Here is a 14,682-nt window from a genome sequence, read left to right as displayed (position 1 = left end):
TTGGCGGGTAAAAAGCATGAGGTGAGGGACTACAAAGATACGTTCATCCTTCGCCACACACCGGATTCACCTCATTTCCTGGTTTCTGCTTGTTGCGTCACCTCTTTATACAAGGCCAGCAGCTTGGCCTCCTCGTGCTGCCAGCTTAGCTCCAGGCGGGCGCGCCGACAATTGGCGGCCAGACGCTGGTAGTGCGCGTCGTCGCCGCCGGGCAGCAGGCGGTTCAGGGCGGCGGTGAGGGTAGCGGGGTGCAGGTCGGGCACTAAGTCGGCTACCTCATAGTGCTCATTCAGGGCGCGGTACTCCGGAAAATCAATGGCTACCTGCGGTACTCCGGCGTGGAGGTAGTCAAAGAACTTGTTGGCCAGCGAATAGTAGTAGCTCAGGCCCTGGTTTTCGAGTAGCATTACGCCCACCGTGGCCTGCTGCGTCAGCAACTGCAAATCAGAGGGCAGCACATAGCCACGGAATTCTACTTTGCCGGTTTGCAGCAGTTCCAGCTCCTGCGCGCGCCGCCGCAACCCGGCCGACAGGTCGCCTTCGCCGCACACCACCAGCCGGCCGCGCACCTGTGGCATAGCTTCCAGCAGTTGCTCCAGGCCCCGGCCCACATTCAGCGCACCCTGGTAGAGAATAAAGCCAGTTTCGGGGGCCGAAGGGGGTAGCGGCGGTAGTGGGGCAGCGGTTAGGCGGCTGATGTTGCGAATCACGTCGAAGGGTCGGCCGTAGCGTTGCTCCAGCAGGTGGGCCAGGGCTGGCCCCACAGTATAGGCCCGGGTAGCACGGGGCACGATAAAGCGCTCCACGGCCCGCCACAGGCGCTGTACGGCGGGCCGGGCCACTACCTCGGGCACTTCCGTAAATAGTTCGTGGGCATCGTAAACGAAGGGCTGGCCGCTTAGCCGGGCCCGCAGCCACACGGGCAAAGCCGTATCCAGGTCGATGGCGCACCAGATGGCCGCCCGCTGCCTCAGCAGATACAGCAGCAGCCGCACCGTGTATTCCAGGTAGAACAGCTTCCCGTGCCCGAAACGGCAGCGCAGCCGGTGCTGCTGGTAGGGTTGCGCGGTAAGCGGCAGCGAGGCCGGCCAGGTGCGGCCCACTAGCAGCACCCGGTAGCCGGCACTGGCCAGGGAACCACAGATGCGCTGCATCCGTTGGTCGTAGTTCAGATCCGTCGTAACGGTAAAAATCAGGCGAGGCGGCACGAATAAGGGCACATTACCGCCCGGGCCTGGGCGGTAGTTTCAGGAATTGTCGCAAATTTAAGAACTTCATCCGGCGCCCGTCAGTGCGTCCGTCTCGCCCCCGCGCATCCTTTCCTCCTCATGAACACACTCCAGAGTACTTCGGCGGCCGCCTACCCCCAGGGCTCCGGCTTGTCGGCCGACGTGTATCGGGCCTTGTTTGAAGAGTCCTACGACAGCCTCCTGCTGTATGATTCCACGGGTGCCCTGCTCGACTGCAACCAGCGCGCGGTGCACTACCTGGGCACCACCCGGCCCATGCTGCTGGGCGCCGGCCCCATGGCCTTTTCCCTGGCCGCCGAGTCGGCCCCGGCCAACCAGCTGACCTCCGAGCAGCAGCTGCACGAACAGGTGCTGGTGTGCATCCAAACGGGCCAGAAGGTTTCCATGCGCTGGAGCGGGCACCGACCCGACGGGCAGCGCCTAGAGGCCTGGGCTACCCTCAGCCGCCTGGGCACCGGCACCGTGCCCATGGTGCTGCTGACCCTGCGCGACATTGCCGCGTATGTTGACACTGCTGCCCTACCCGGCGGCCTGAAAGAAACGGCCGTGTCTCAGCTGGCCGACTTCTCGCGCGGGCAATTCCGCGACGTGCTCAGCCGGGCCGGTATGTGCTACCTGCTCCTCGACCGGGAAGCCCGTATTCAGGACGTGAATGAGTACTTCTGCGAGCTAACCGGCCGCCCTGCCCCTACCCTCTACGGCAAAGACTACTTTGCTTTATTTGCCCCGCCCGCCGAGCAGGCCCCGCGGCGCTATGCCTTCCACCGGGCCATTGAGGAAGAGCAGCTCCAGGATTTCTTTGAACGCTCTCTGCTCACTATTTCCGGGCAGGGACGCACCTTTTTCTGGCACTCCGAGTTCGAGCGGGATGCCCACGGCACCATCACGGGCATCCTGTTCGTGGGCCGCGACATCACCGACAAGCAGGTGGCCGTGCGCGCCCTCACCGACAACCGCAACCGCCTCCAGGATTTCCTCGACAACGCCCACGACCTGATTCAGAACCTGAGCATCGACAACCGGTTTCTGTTCGTGAACAAGGCCTGGAAGGAAAAGCTGGGCTACGAGGATGAGGACCTACCCCACCTGACCCTCTCCGACGTGGTGCACCCCTACTACAAGGCCAAGCTGCTCTACCAGCTGCGCAACCTGTATAAGGGCGAGAAGGTGAACAAGCTGGAAACCGTGTTCCTGACCAAGTCGGGCAAGCCGGTGCACCTGATTGGCTCCATTTCCTGCTCCTGGCAGGACAACGAGCCGGTGAGCACCCGCGCCATCCTGCACGACATCACCGACCGCATCAAGGCCGAGCGCCTGCAAAAGGTCTACTACAGCATTGCCAACCTGGCCATCAGCTCCAAGGATTTGCACTCCCTCTACGGAGCCATTCACCGGGAGCTGAGCAAGATCATCGAAACCAACAACTTCTATATTGCCCTCTGCGACGAGGCCCGCACCCAGCTGCAGTTTGCCTACTTCGTGGACCAGAACGCCCAGGGCGACCAGAGCATGATGGCCCGCCCGTTCTCCTCGGGCGTATCGGAGTACATTATTCGCACGGGGCGGCCCCAGTACCTGCTGCGCCAGGATTTGCAGGAGCTTATCCAGAACGGCACGATTACGGCCTACGGGCTGATGCCGGAAGTCATGCTCTGCTCCCCGCTCAGCATTGGCGAGCGGATTATTGGGGTGATTGCCGTGCAGGATTACCAGAAGGCCGACGCCTACGCCGCCGCCGATATTGAAATTCTGCATTTTATTTCCAACCAGGTGGCCCTGGCCATTGAGCGCAAGCGCAACGAGGTCCAGATTCAGAAGCAGAACGCTCGTCTGAACGCCATCTTCGAGAGCGGCTCCCACCTGATGTGGTCCGTGGACACGCACTCCCGTCTCTCGTCCTTTAACCGCAACTACGCGGCCTACTTCCTGCGCCGCAACGGCGTGTACCCGGCCCTGAACGTGAACCTGTTCCAGGCCGATGTGGCCCTGATGGAGGAGGAAGCCCGCCACGCCTTTATTGAGAACTACCGCAAAGCCTTCCAGGGCCACCCGCAGCGCTTCGAGGTGCGCCTGCGCGACGCCCGGGGCCACGACACCTGGCGCGAAATCTACCTCAACCCGATTTACCTCGACGACGGCTCCTTCGAGGAAATTTCCGGCATTGCCCACGACATCACCGACAAGAAACGCTCCCAGTTGGAGCTGGCGGCCCAGGAAGAGAAGTTCCGGGCCATCTTCGAGTCGTTCCAGGATGTGTACTACCGCACCGACGACGATGGCAAGCTCACGCTGCTGAGCCCGTCCGTGCTGGATATGCTGGGCTATACGCCTGAAGAAGCGCTGGGCCACTACATCGGCGAGTTCTACATCAACCCGGAGCAGCGCTCCTCCCTGCTGGAGAGCGTGCGCCAGAACGGCGAGGCGCGCAACTTCGAAATAGCCATGCGCCACAAGGATGGCCGCGCCGTGAGTGTGCTGGTAAATGCCCGGCAGGTAGCCGACGCCGCGGCCGGCGGCACCGAGGGCATTGCCCGCGACATCACGGAGCTAAAGCAGATGCAGGATGATTTGCGCCGGGCCAAGGAAGCCGCCGAGCAGGCCCTGGAAGCCAAAACCCTGTTCCTGGCTAATATGAGCCACGAACTGCGTACGCCCATGAACGGCATCATTGGCATGATTGACCTACTCCACCAGACGGTAGCCTCCGAGGAGCAGGAAGAATACGTGGATACGCTGCGCAAGTCTTCCGACGCGCTGCTGGCCATCCTCAACGATATTCTGGACTTGTCCAAAATCCAGGCCGGCAAGCTCCAGCTCAGCGAATCAGGCATTGACTTGCACTACACCCTGGATAAAATACACTCCCTGTTTGCCAACCGGGCCAACCAGAAGCACCTCACCTTCACCTACCATATTACCCCGCACACGCCGCGCTTCATCATTACCGATGAAACCCGCTTGCTGCAAATCCTGAGCAACCTTACCTCCAATGCCATCAAGTTCACGGCGGCGGGTACGGTAAGCATCATCGTGTCCTCTACCGTCACCGACGGCGATGAGCACACCCTGCGGTTTGCCGTGCAAGACTCGGGCATTGGTATTTCGGAAGAAAACGAGAAGCTGCTGTTCACCAATTTCACCCAGCTCGATACAACCCCCACGAAAGCCTTTGGGGGCACGGGCCTGGGCCTGGCCATCAGCAAGCAGCTGGCCGAGCTATTGGGGGGCGAAATTGGGGTGTATTCCAACGTCGGCGACGGCTCCACGTTCTGGTTTACCATCCGCTGCCAGGTAGCCCGCAACGAGGAGGAAATTGTGCAGGAGCGCCTCACGGCCCGGGAACGGCCCCAGGAGGTAGTCCGCTTTGAGTCGGCCCCGCAGGTGCTGCTCGTCGATGACAACCCCATCAACCAGAAAGTGGCAACCCGCCTGCTCGACAAGCTGGGCTGCGACATTGTAGTGGCCTCCGACGGGTTTGAAGCCATCAGCCAGGCCACGGCACCCAAGGCCAAGTACGACCTGATTTTCATGGACATTCAGATGCCGGAAATGGACGGCGTAACGGCCATGCAAGAAATCCGGCAGCGCCTGGGCGCCGAGTGCCCGCCCATCGTGGCCATGACGGCTTACTCCATGAAAGAGGACGCCGAGCGGTTTGTGCAGCAGGGCATGGACGACTACGTGTCGAAGCCTGTAAAAAGCCAGGACCTGTACGCCGTGCTCCGCCGCTGGACCAGCGGCCGGGCCACGGCCGCTGGTCCCGTAGCGGCCCCGGAAACCGCCGCGGCCGCCGCCACTACCCCGCCCATTGACCTGGAGATTGTGGAACAGCTACGCCAGCTGGGCGGGGGCGAGTTTGCCGCCCAGCTCTACCAGGATTTCGAGCAGGAAGCCGAGCAAGTACTGCAGGAAGCCGGCGAGCTGGTGGCCGCCGGGCAATACGAGCAGATTTTGCCACATTTGCACCAGCTCAAAGGCACGGGCTTTACGCTGGGGATTCAGGAAATGGCAGAATGTACCAAAGCCTTAGAACATGAGTTGAAAAACGGCCGTACGGAGAACACACCGGCGGAATTTCAACGTCTGCTTGATTACTTTGCACAATTCAAGGCCGCTTACCCGGCCCTGACCCAGGCGCTCTAGCTGGCCGGCCATTCGGCATTCCGCGCTAAGCTCTTGAAAACGAACTTACAACCTCTCACCGCACTATCCAATCTTTCCCTCATGGCCGACTCTAAAACGATCCTGATTGCCGAGGACAGCTCTGTTATCCTAAACCTGACGAAGAAAATTCTGGAACTCCAGAAGTATCGTATTGTCTCGGCCAAAAACGGTGGCGAGGTTATTAAGCAGGTAGAGAGCCAGCCTATTGACTGCGTCCTGATGGACATTAACATTCCCGTAAAGGATGGCATGGAGTGCACCCGTGAAATCCGTCGGCACAGTGACCCGCGCATCGCCAAAATTCCGGTCATCGCCATTACCGGCAACGCCAACAACTACTCCATGGAGCAGTTCCGCGAGGCCGGCGTGACCGACTACCTGCCCAAACCGCTGGACTTCGACGCCCTGGTACGCGTGGTGAAGCAGTACATTGGTTAGTTTTAATGAGGAGTGAAGAATGAGGAATGAAGAATTGCCCCTTGCTGGCCTATCCATTCTTTATTCCTCATTCTTCATTACTCATTGAATATGGAAATTACCTTCCTTGGTACGGGTACGTCGCAAGGCGTACCCGTTATTGGTTGCTCTTGTGCCGTGTGCCGCTCCGTCGACTACCGCGACAAGCGGCTGCGCGTGTCGGTGCACCTGCAGGTGCAGGGCAAAAGCATCATCATCGACTCGGGTCCTGATTTCCGGCAGCAGGCCCTGCGCGAGCATATCGACCACCTGGATGCCCTGGTGTTCACTCACGAGCACAAGGACCACACCGGCGGCCTCGACGACATCCGGGCCTACAACTTCCGCCAGCAGCAGGATATGCCCGTGCACGCCGAACCCCGCGTGCTCGACCAACTCCGGCGCGAGTACGCCTACATCTTCGCCGAGCACAAATATCCCGGCATCCCGCAGGTGCAGGTGCACCCCATCCTGAGCGACACCGACAGCTTCTGGGTGGAAGGCGTGGAGTTCCAGCCCATCCGGGCCCTGCACTACAAGTTGCCGGTGCTGGGCTTCCGGGTGGAGAACTTCACCTACGTGACGGATGCCAACTACCTCAGCCCCGAGGCCCTGGAGCGCATGCGCGGCTCTGAAGTGATTGTGCTGAATGCCTTGCGCCACGAGCAGCACATTTCGCATTTTACCCTGCAGGAGGCCGTCGACATTCTGGAAGACCTGGCCCCAACCCGCGCCTACCTCACCCACATCAGCCACCAGCTGGGCCGCCACCGCGAGATTGAGGCCGAGCTGCCCAGCTTCATCAAGCTGGCCTATGATGGGTTGCGCGTTACGGTTTCGTAATGCGCAGCACTACGGTAATATCTTTCTTCTGAGGGTGGGGTACATTTTCTACCACACTCCAGCGGTGGTAGTAGATGACATAGCGCTGGCCGTTGGCCCGCACGCTGGTAGTATCTATCCAGGCAGGGTTTCGAGCACCGGTTGTATGTAGAGGCATTGCTACTTGTTGCGTTTGCCCCTGCTTGTCTCTCACGCTTAAGGTAAGGGCCACAAAGTCGGCTATAAAGCAGCGAGCATTTGGAGGGCAGAAGCTGTAGTCTAAGTCGGCAACTGTAACGAAGAGTTCGACTTGGTCGGTTGCTGGCAGCGCAGCCTGCTGGCGATACTGCAAAGAAAATTCTTGGTTAAACCCTGCGGCAACGGCCGCCGGCTGGGCATCGGTTGCGTCCCGGTTCTGGCATGCGGCCAGAGTTAAAGATAAAACGAGGGGTAGAGAATACTTTTTCATAAGTGGCAAGAAGGGAGTGACAGGGAGTAGCGGAGCACCTTTGCTTACTTATTTTCTCAGAGCCGGAGCGGACGGCAAACGTTGCACGTACTGCTGAACTAGCTCTGCCCTCTACCTGCCTATTTTCTGCCATCTTGCGCCCTTTGTAAGCATACTCAGTGTCTTTCCCTCATGCACACCAACTATTACTTCCTGCGCCAGCTTGCGCCAGCTCTTACCCAGCAGCTGCAAGACTACACGGTGGCAACGTGCTTTTCGCAGGAGAAGGATGAGTTGGTGATTGGGCTGACTAACGGCACGCAGGAGTTCTGGCTGAAGGCTCACCTGGCCGCGGCCGGCCCCATGCTTTCCTTGCCCGAGTCGTTTCATCGGGCGCGGCAAAACTCCGTGGATTTGCTACCGCATTTGCTGGGCCAGCAGGTAAGGGAGGTATCCGCGTGGCCCAACGACCGGGTGCTGCAGTTTAGCTTTCAGGGGGGCGCTACTCTGCTGCTGAAGCTCTACAGCACGCGTCCCAATGCCATCTTCCGGCCTACCCCCGCGGCACCCGCCGAACTGTTTCACCAGCGCTACACCGCCGATGCCGAGCTGCAGCCCCCGCCCCCCGCTACCCCTACCCCTTCCGAATCCACCAACCTGCCAGCCAATCCGCTGAAAGCCTACCCCAGCCTCAACGATGCAGCTGTGGCGTACCTGCGCACCCGTGGCTACGACCCTGCTCCGCTGGAAACCAAGTGGCAGCTGGTGCGGGAAGCCGTGCAGGTACTAGAACATCCGGCTGCTTTCTACATCGTTCGTTTGGATGGGCGTACGCGCCTGAGCTTGCTGCCTGTGGGTGAGGTCGAGCACACGCTACCGGCCGCGGACCCTATTGGGGCTTTGCGGCGCTTCGTGCCGCTGCTGCTTAACCGCCGCGCCTACGAGGCCGAGTTGCGCCAGGTGCGTCAGCAGCTGGAAAAGCGCGCCGACGAGGCTGCCACCAGTGCCCAGCACGCCCAACGGCGCCTGCATGCCCTGGAAAATACCGTGGGTTACCGCCAAACCGCCGACCTGATTATGGCCCACCTCAGCCAGATTCCGAGCGGCGCCAAGCAGGTGGAAGTCGTGGACTTCTACCAGGACAATCAGCCGCGCATCATTAAGCTGAAGCCTACCGAAACGCCCCAGCGCACGGCCCAAAACCTGTACCGCAAAGCCAAGAATCAGCAGCTGGAAACCCGGGAGTTAAGTGCCCGCGCCGAGCGCCGCGAAACCGAAGCTATGTGGTGCCTGGAACGCCTAGAGGAACTGGCTGCCCTACCCCCCGGCGACCTCCGAAGCCTGCGGCAGTGGCGCAAGCAGCACGGCCTCGACCCGGCCACGGCTGGGAAAGCCGCTCAGGAACTACCCTTCAAAGTTTTTGAAGACGGCGGCTTCACTATTCTGGTGGGTCGCAATGCTCAAAACAACGACCTCCTGACCCAGCGCTACGCCCATAAAGATGACTTGTGGCTGCACGCCAAGGACGTAACAGGCTCCCACGTAGTTATCCGGCAGCGGCCGGGGCACCCGGTGCCGGCACCCGTGCTGGAACGTGCCGCCCAGCTGGCCGCCTGGTATTCGCGCCGCAAAAACGACTCGCTCTGCCCCGTCACTTACACGCCCAAGAAGTTTGTGCGCAAGCCCAAAGGCGCCATAGCTGGCCAGGTAGTAGTGGAGCGCGAAAACGTATTGTTGGTAGTGCCGGCCAATCCTTTTGAGCGCGGCGAGTAGGTAGCCCTTAACAGGAACGCGTCACCCCACTGCCGACGGAGTTGCGGGCTTACTTTCCTGTAGCTCTAAAAGAAAAGCCCCGCTTCAGTATTCTGAAGCGGGGCTTTTAAGAGTGCGCGCGGGGAGATTCGAACTCCCACACCCGAAGGCACCACCCCCTCAAGATGGCGTGTCTACCAGTTTCACCACGTGCGCAGATAATGGCAAGCACTCTTTTCTTGGGCAAAAGCCGGGGCTTTTGGATTCACTGAGGCGGCGAATCGAGGACAAAAGTAGAGGGTCAGGCGGAAGGGACCAAATCCAACAAGCTATTTTTTCGCTGGGGCAGCCGGTTTTCCCGTGCATGGCAACCTTTCTTCCTCAGCATCAGCCTAAAAAAATCATCAGCGCTACCAGTGCTTACTCCACTTATTCGGGGCAGGGTTTCACTATTCTCCCTTGGCTACTATATCCCGTCCGGTAGCACAGCCACTTCCTCCTCTACCTTCTTCACTTGCTTTGTACAGAGTGAAACGCTCAACACGCTATCAACGGTAGGCAGGCAAAGCCAGTAGAAAACCGCTGGCAGACTATGCAGCCCAATAAAAAAGGCTCCCAGTCGGGAGCCTTTTTTTGATACTTCAAACGGTAGCAGAGCTTATTCAGCGCGGGCCAAAGGCGTATCTACTACGTGCTCCGACACGAACCATACTTGCATTTCGTTGGTGCGCATCACGTTGCTTACAATCAGGTCATTGGTGCCATCGTCGCCGGAGTCGTCGGCGCGCTTAGCGAAATCATGACAGTTTTTAAGGATAATCTGGTGGGCCTCCAGCAGGCGCGACACCTGCACGGGGGCTTCTTCCCGGTCGCGCGGGGGGCGCGGGATGCTGGTAACTTCGGCAATATCGGCGGCCATGGCTACGGCTACCCCGCCCAGAATCTGAATGCGCTCAGCAATCATGTCAATCAGTGCATCCTGCTCCTCATAGTGCTTGTCGTAGAGCAAGTGCAGTTGGTAGAAGGTCGGACCTACTACCTGCCAGTGGTGCTTCTTGTACATGTCGCGGATGGTGCAGGTGTCAGCCAGCATCTGGTTGAGCATCTCCACGCTTTCCTGGCGAGTGTTAGCGTCCAACCCAATGGGCAGGCGCTGCGACACGGTACCATACTTCTGCAGGGGTGCCGGCGCATTGAATTGCTGATTCAGGATGGGTTGCACGCTGGGGCCAGAGCGGCCATTGGCTGAGCCATTATCAGCTACGGTATCGGACGCAGGAGCAGTTTTCTTAGCAGCCGGGGCTTTCGGAGCAGCCGGGGCGCTTTTGGCGGTGGTTTTGGCCATGATAGTTGCAGGAAGATGATGTAGGTAGAAGGGCGGCTAGCTGGGAGCTTACCGCCGTGTTCCCATACGCATAAGCCGGCCGCAGGTTAGTGACAAGCCTATTTTTACACCTTTTGCTCCGTAAAATTCAGGCCCGCCGTCAGGCTGATTACCTTCATCTTCCGGAAAGATTCCCTCCTGCCCTATCTCACGTATTACTTTACTACCATGCCTTTCCCATTTCTCGGCGACTCCAAGTCCACCATTGCGCAGATGTTGAATACGCTCCCCCAAATTGGCCGCCTGGAATGGATTGGCCTGCGCCCGGTGCGGCGAGCAGGTGTGCTGGCTGTAGCGGAAGCAACAGCCGAAACCGACCGCCACTTACACGGTGACCACGCCCGCCCCCGGCCAGGGGGCAAGCGGCAGGTTACCCTGATTCAGCACGAGCATCTGGCGGCAGTAGCAGGCTTTCTGCGCTTGCCCGCCCCCATCGATCCGGGACGCTTGCGGCGTAATCTGGCCGTGAGCGGGTTAAACCTATTGGCACTGAAAAACCGCCGCGTACACATCGGCGACGAAGTAATCCTGGAAATTACCGGGGAGTGCCACCCTTGTTCTCGGATGGAAGAAGAGTTGGGTCCTGGGGGCTACAACGCCATGCGCGGGCACGGGGGGCTTACCGCCCGTATCATACAGGGTGGCATTATGCGGGTAGGCGACGCCGTACGGGTGGCCGACCTTCCCACGGACTAGGTACCGGCCACCGCCTACACAACGCAGGAAGAGCGTGCAGCAGCCCTGGCTACTGCAGTGGAGCCTCGCAGCTACTCTCCACCTGCACCACTTTTGCTACCGGGCAGTTCTGCTGTGCGTCGGTCACCAGCTCCGGGAAGCGTTCCGGCTAAGCCCCGACACCGCGGCCGTCACGGTCAGGTTCGACTCACGAATGCAACCAGCCTGCACCTCTACCTGGCAACGCGCAGTGGGGTACTGGGCGGCGCAAGCCGGCTGTGTGCAGGTTGAAGGGTGCTATCGGTGCTAAGGAAGGCCGGCGCCATCGGCACCCCGGCTCTGCCAGCCAGCAGTCCGGAGCGGTATAGTTACTAGCAACAGCAGGCAGGTGGGGAGTGCAGTAAAAGCTGGAGCCAGACTGAAAAGAGGTGGGAGTAGTGCCCGCCCGGCTGCTACCTAGGCCGCCGCCAATCAGCCAGCGGTAGCTGTTCCCGCGTGTGCATCCTTTATGGAAAAAGCAAACGGCTGCCGGAGCTGACGAATCGGATATCATATCATCTAGTAGATTACCAACTGCTTGCCCCGAATTAAAAGTATTTCCTAAAAATGATGAGTATCCGATGCAGCTATCTTCTTACCCGCCACTAACAAGGAGGCAAAGCAATTGCTTCACGGTATTATATTTATTTTAATAAGTAAAGCAAGTTTAGTAAACAACTGCTTTACTATTTTACCGTTTACTTATACTATAGAGCAACTCTTTTTCTAGTTATATGGTAAACGAGTCAATCAGCATGTTACCGCGGTTGCGCGCGTGGTTTGGGTTAAGCCAGGCAGGACTGGGGCGCTGCCTGGGGTTAAGCAAGGCAATGGTTTCCCAGGTCGAGCGTGGTGTACGGGGGCTACCCCTGGCTGCTTCTCTGCCCCAGGCAGCTCTTACTCTGGCCCAGCAAGCTACCCCGGCCGCTCCAGCGCCGGAACTGCCCAACGCAGCCACTCTTCGTGAACAGCAGCATACCTGCCAGCGCCGTGCCGAGCAACTAGCCGTTGAGCTAAGCCGCATGCCCGAACGCGCTACTTGGGCCCGCCGACGGCTGGCCGCGCTGGCTACTCTTACGGCGGTGCTGGCGCCGGCTGGGGCCACACCCCCAGCCTGGCTGAGCTCCTTCGAAGCGGAGGCACGGGCGGAGTTGGAGCGCAGCGGCAGTACGGCCCAGGCCCTGCTCCAGGCACGACAAGCTGCTCTGGCAGCCGAAGCCGCCGTGCTAGAGCAGCTACTACTCGCGCAGACCGCCGCACCGGAATCGGGTAAAGCTACCGCCAAAGGTACGCGCACCAAGGAAGCACCGGGCAGTAACACGCCACTAGGGACGTAGCGCCACGCTACTTATGCTCCACCTGGCACTGAAAACCTGCCGCGACCTTCTCTCTCTTCTTCAGCACCGCCCTCCCTGTACTCTGCGTGGTACCCTACTGGACTGCTCTGCCTTAGGTGTTCTGCTAGCTTGGCTAGGTGCTTTCCTAACCTTCCAGCCTTCGAGCGTAATGCTCTAAACACCGCTGTAGAAGGCAGATTCTTCTGTCAGAGAGGCAGACGGCGGAGCCCACTTCAGCACTTTCTATACACCCAGCTAAAATAGTATTTTTTCCTCTCAGCCATTCGCCCCCGGTCAACATCTTACTTTTCGTTTATAGGCTATAAAGCCCGGTTTGTCGAGCACAACCAGTAGTTAGCCTTAACTTTTTACTATATTTAGCATCCAGTTCTATTTTTGGTTACGTATATGCAGGGGCTCGACATTTCCAAGGCTCTGCAACCAGGTACTGTCAGCTATCATGCTCTACTCTAAGGTGCCTAGCGTCTCCACACCGGCGGCAGGCCACAACCAGTGTTGTGTATGTCTTACTTCACCTTATATGAATACGTGTGCCTCCACTCCCAATTTGGCGGCTACTGCAGTAGCGCTGTTATTGCTGGCTGATTTACTGCCCGCTCTCCCGGCTCGCTCACATGGGCCGGGCATATTTTCCAATCCTACCTATCAGGTTACAGCGGTGTATCGCCATCGGCGCCACCGTCCGTAGCTACTTCGTATAAATAAAAAGGCCCCGATACAGTATCGGGGCCTTTTTATTTATACGAAGTAGCTACACGCCGCCCTCCATGCGCACGATACGCGGGGTGAAGGAGCCGAGCACATCCACCAGCTGGGTCTGGCTTTGCATTACCTGGTGGATGTCTTTGTAGGCTTGAGGCGCTTCGTCCACGCCTCCGCCCAGCAGCTCTACGCCGTGCTGCTGCAGGTAGCGGCGTACGTCGGCTTCGCCCAGCTCCTGCTTGGCCCGGGTGCGCGACATCTGCCGGCCTGCGCCGTGAGATGCCGACGACAGGGAAGCTGCCTCGGCCCTACCCCGCACAATAAAGCCGGGGGCTGTCATGGAGCCGGGAATGATGCCGAGCACGCCTTTGCCGGCCGGCGTAGCTCCTTTCCGGTGGACGACTACTTCCTGGCCGTCGATGAGGTGCTCTTTCCAGGCAAAGTTGTGGTGGTTTTCCACTTTGGCCAGGGGCCGCTCGCCAAGGGCTTTGGCCAGGCGCTGGTGAATCTGGTGGTGGCAGGCGGAGGCGTAGTCGCCGGCCAGGCTCATAGCCGCCCAATACTCCTGCCCAGCTTCCGTGTCGAGGCCGAGCCAGGCGAGGTGGCGGGCTTCGGCGGGCAGCTGACAGGTATCCTGGGCCAGCTTGGTGTAGTGGCTGGCGATACTGGCACCCAGCCCGCGGGACCCGGAGTGCGACAATAGCCCCAGATACTGGCCCACGGGCACCCCCAATTCATTGCTGGGGTCGGTGATGTCGACCACGCCCCACTCCACGAAGTGGTTACCACCCCCGGACGAGCCGATTTGCGCGGCGGCCGCATCCAGCTTGTTGCGCAGGAAGGGAATTTCCTGGAACTCCGGGCGGTCGAGGACGGCGTGGCCCAGCTTCTGGCCTTGGCGGAATACGTCGCGGTTGCCGAATTTGGTGTTGTCGAGCAGGAGCTTGCGCAACTCTTGCACCCGCTGCTCCATAAACTTAGGCGGCAGCGCAAACACCGACAGGGCCATGCGGCAGCCAATGTCTACGCCCACGGCGTAAGGAATTACGGCGTTGTCGGTGGCCAGCACGCCGCCAATGGGCAGGCCATAACCGTAGTGGGCGTCGGGCATGAGGGCCCCAGCGACGGTTACGGGCAGCTTCATGGCCGTTTCCATCTGATGAATGGCGCCCTGCTCAATGTACTCAGCCCCGAACACAGTGTACTCTTTGCGCTCGGTGAGGGCAATGTGCCGGCTGGGCGGGGGTAGCAAGGCGGCCGCTGTATGGCTCCAGTCGAGGTGGGTGAGGTAGGTAGTGGGGTCGGCCAGCAGGCTTTTCAGAAGCGTGAGCTGGTCGGTTTGGGAGAGTTTTTTGAGATGCTTGCGCTGCAGTTGAGCCAGCGCGAGTCCAATGGCCCGACCTTCCGGAAAGCCAAGCTGCCGAAGGTCGTTGCCGCGTAATTGTGAGGCCATACGAGTATGAATGTATTTGAAAGAGAGTTTCCGGCGCGATGGAGCAACAGACGGGCAGCGTATCCTGAGGGGTGGGGGTGCACCCGCAGTCAGACCGAAGGACCGCGGCCCCACGGCATCCGAAAGCGGAATAATAGAGCAACCGGCAGGGTAAAAAGGCGGACAGGCCCTTAGGTTTT

Annotated in this window: 10 protein-coding genes and 1 tRNA gene; 6 read left to right on the top strand and 5 right to left on the bottom strand. The window is 59.6% G+C overall.

The window, feature by feature from the left end; all coding sequences use genetic code 11:
- Positions 1-71: 71 nt before the first annotated feature.
- The gene (locus K3G63_RS01725; RefSeq protein WP_220612371.1) at positions 72-1,220 is read right to left on the bottom strand and encodes a glycosyltransferase; all 1,149 of its coding nucleotides are present in this window, start codon (positions 1,218-1,220) and stop codon (positions 72-74) included.
- A 108-nt stretch (positions 1,221-1,328) separates the two neighbouring features.
- Here K3G63_RS01725 and K3G63_RS01720 point away from each other — a divergent pair, with 108 nt between their 5' ends.
- The 3 genes from K3G63_RS01720 to K3G63_RS01710 all read left to right on the top strand — a co-directional run bounded on the left by K3G63_RS01720 (position 1,329) and on the right by K3G63_RS01710 (position 6,713).
- Positions 1,329-5,393, top strand: a complete 4,065-nt coding sequence (locus K3G63_RS01720; protein WP_220612370.1) for a PAS domain S-box protein — start codon at positions 1,329-1,331, stop codon at positions 5,391-5,393.
- An 81-nt stretch (positions 5,394-5,474) separates the two neighbouring features.
- On the top strand, positions 5,475-5,852 hold the full coding sequence (locus tag K3G63_RS01715) for a response regulator (RefSeq protein ID WP_110978142.1): 378 nt from the start codon (positions 5,475-5,477) through the stop codon (positions 5,850-5,852).
- A 90-nt stretch (positions 5,853-5,942) separates the two neighbouring features.
- Positions 5,943-6,713 carry an MBL fold metallo-hydrolase gene (locus K3G63_RS01710; protein ID WP_220612369.1) on the top strand — a complete coding sequence of 257 codons (771 nt, stop codon included), beginning with the start codon at positions 5,943-5,945 and terminating at the stop codon, positions 6,711-6,713.
- Here K3G63_RS01710 and K3G63_RS01705 read toward each other — a convergent pair.
- The gene (locus K3G63_RS01705; RefSeq protein ID WP_220612368.1) at positions 6,700-7,161 is read right to left on the bottom strand and encodes a hypothetical protein; all 462 of its coding nucleotides are present in this window, start codon (positions 7,159-7,161) and stop codon (positions 6,700-6,702) included. The genes K3G63_RS01710 and K3G63_RS01705 overlap by 14 nt on opposite strands.
- 171 nt (positions 7,162-7,332) lie before the next feature.
- Here K3G63_RS01705 and K3G63_RS01700 point away from each other — a divergent pair, with 171 nt between their 5' ends.
- On the top strand, positions 7,333-8,913 hold the full coding sequence (locus K3G63_RS01700; RefSeq protein WP_220612367.1) for an NFACT RNA binding domain-containing protein: 1,581 nt from the start codon (positions 7,333-7,335) through the stop codon (positions 8,911-8,913).
- Positions 8,914-9,026: 113 nt separating this feature from the next.
- On the opposite strand, the gene K3G63_RS01695 is transcribed toward K3G63_RS01700, so the two are convergent.
- Positions 9,027-9,108 (bottom strand) — tRNA-Leu (locus tag K3G63_RS01695).
- A 442-nt stretch (positions 9,109-9,550) separates the two neighbouring features.
- Positions 9,551-10,237, bottom strand: a complete 687-nt coding sequence (locus K3G63_RS01690) for a Dps family protein (RefSeq protein ID WP_220612366.1) — start codon at positions 10,235-10,237, stop codon at positions 9,551-9,553.
- Between the two features lie 207 nt (positions 10,238-10,444).
- Here K3G63_RS01690 and K3G63_RS01685 point away from each other — a divergent pair, with 207 nt between their 5' ends.
- Positions 10,445-10,972 (top strand): MOSC domain-containing protein, encoded by a 528-nt coding sequence (locus tag K3G63_RS01685; RefSeq protein ID WP_220612365.1) that lies wholly within the window; start codon positions 10,445-10,447, stop codon positions 10,970-10,972.
- Between the two features lie 752 nt (positions 10,973-11,724).
- Positions 11,725-12,327, top strand: coding sequence for a helix-turn-helix transcriptional regulator (locus K3G63_RS01680; RefSeq protein ID WP_220612364.1), 603 nt, complete (start codon positions 11,725-11,727; stop codon positions 12,325-12,327).
- Between the two features lie 772 nt (positions 12,328-13,099).
- On the opposite strand, the gene K3G63_RS01675 is transcribed toward K3G63_RS01680, so the two are convergent.
- A complete protein-coding gene (locus K3G63_RS01675; RefSeq protein WP_220612363.1) occupies positions 13,100-14,503 on the bottom strand; it encodes an RtcB family protein in 1,404 nt (467 codons plus the stop codon).
- Between the last annotated feature and the right edge of the window lie 179 nt (positions 14,504-14,682).

This window comes from Hymenobacter sp. HSC-4F20 (assembly GCF_019599275.1).
In the GTDB taxonomy this organism is placed as follows: Bacteria; Bacteroidota; Bacteroidia; order Cytophagales; family Hymenobacteraceae; genus Hymenobacter.
This window is presented reverse-complemented; position numbering and strand designations above follow the sequence as displayed.

What these genes read in the sequence shown, in the direction of transcription:
- K3G63_RS01720 (WP_220612370.1), top strand. Translation starts at nt 1,329, where the DNA reads ATGAACACACTCCAGAGTACTTCGGCGGCCGCCTACCCCCAGGGCTCC.
- K3G63_RS01715 (WP_110978142.1), top strand. Translation starts at nt 5,475, where the DNA reads ATGGCCGACTCTAAAACGATCCTGATTGCCGAGGACAGCTCTGTTATC.
- K3G63_RS01710 (WP_220612369.1), top strand. Translation starts at nt 5,943, where the DNA reads ATGGAAATTACCTTCCTTGGTACGGGTACGTCGCAAGGCGTACCCGTT.
- K3G63_RS01705 (WP_220612368.1), bottom strand. Translation starts at nt 7,161, where the DNA reads ATGAAAAAGTATTCTCTACCCCTCGTTTTATCTTTAACTCTGGCCGCA.
- K3G63_RS01700 (WP_220612367.1), top strand. Translation starts at nt 7,333, where the DNA reads ATGCACACCAACTATTACTTCCTGCGCCAGCTTGCGCCAGCTCTTACC.
- K3G63_RS01690 (WP_220612366.1), bottom strand. Translation starts at nt 10,237, where the DNA reads ATGGCCAAAACCACCGCCAAAAGCGCCCCGGCTGCTCCGAAAGCCCCG.
- K3G63_RS01685 (WP_220612365.1), top strand. Translation starts at nt 10,445, where the DNA reads ATGCCTTTCCCATTTCTCGGCGACTCCAAGTCCACCATTGCGCAGATG.
- K3G63_RS01680 (WP_220612364.1), top strand. Translation starts at nt 11,725, where the DNA reads ATGGTAAACGAGTCAATCAGCATGTTACCGCGGTTGCGCGCGTGGTTT.
- K3G63_RS01675 (WP_220612363.1), bottom strand. Translation starts at nt 14,503, where the DNA reads ATGGCCTCACAATTACGCGGCAACGACCTTCGGCAGCTTGGCTTTCCG.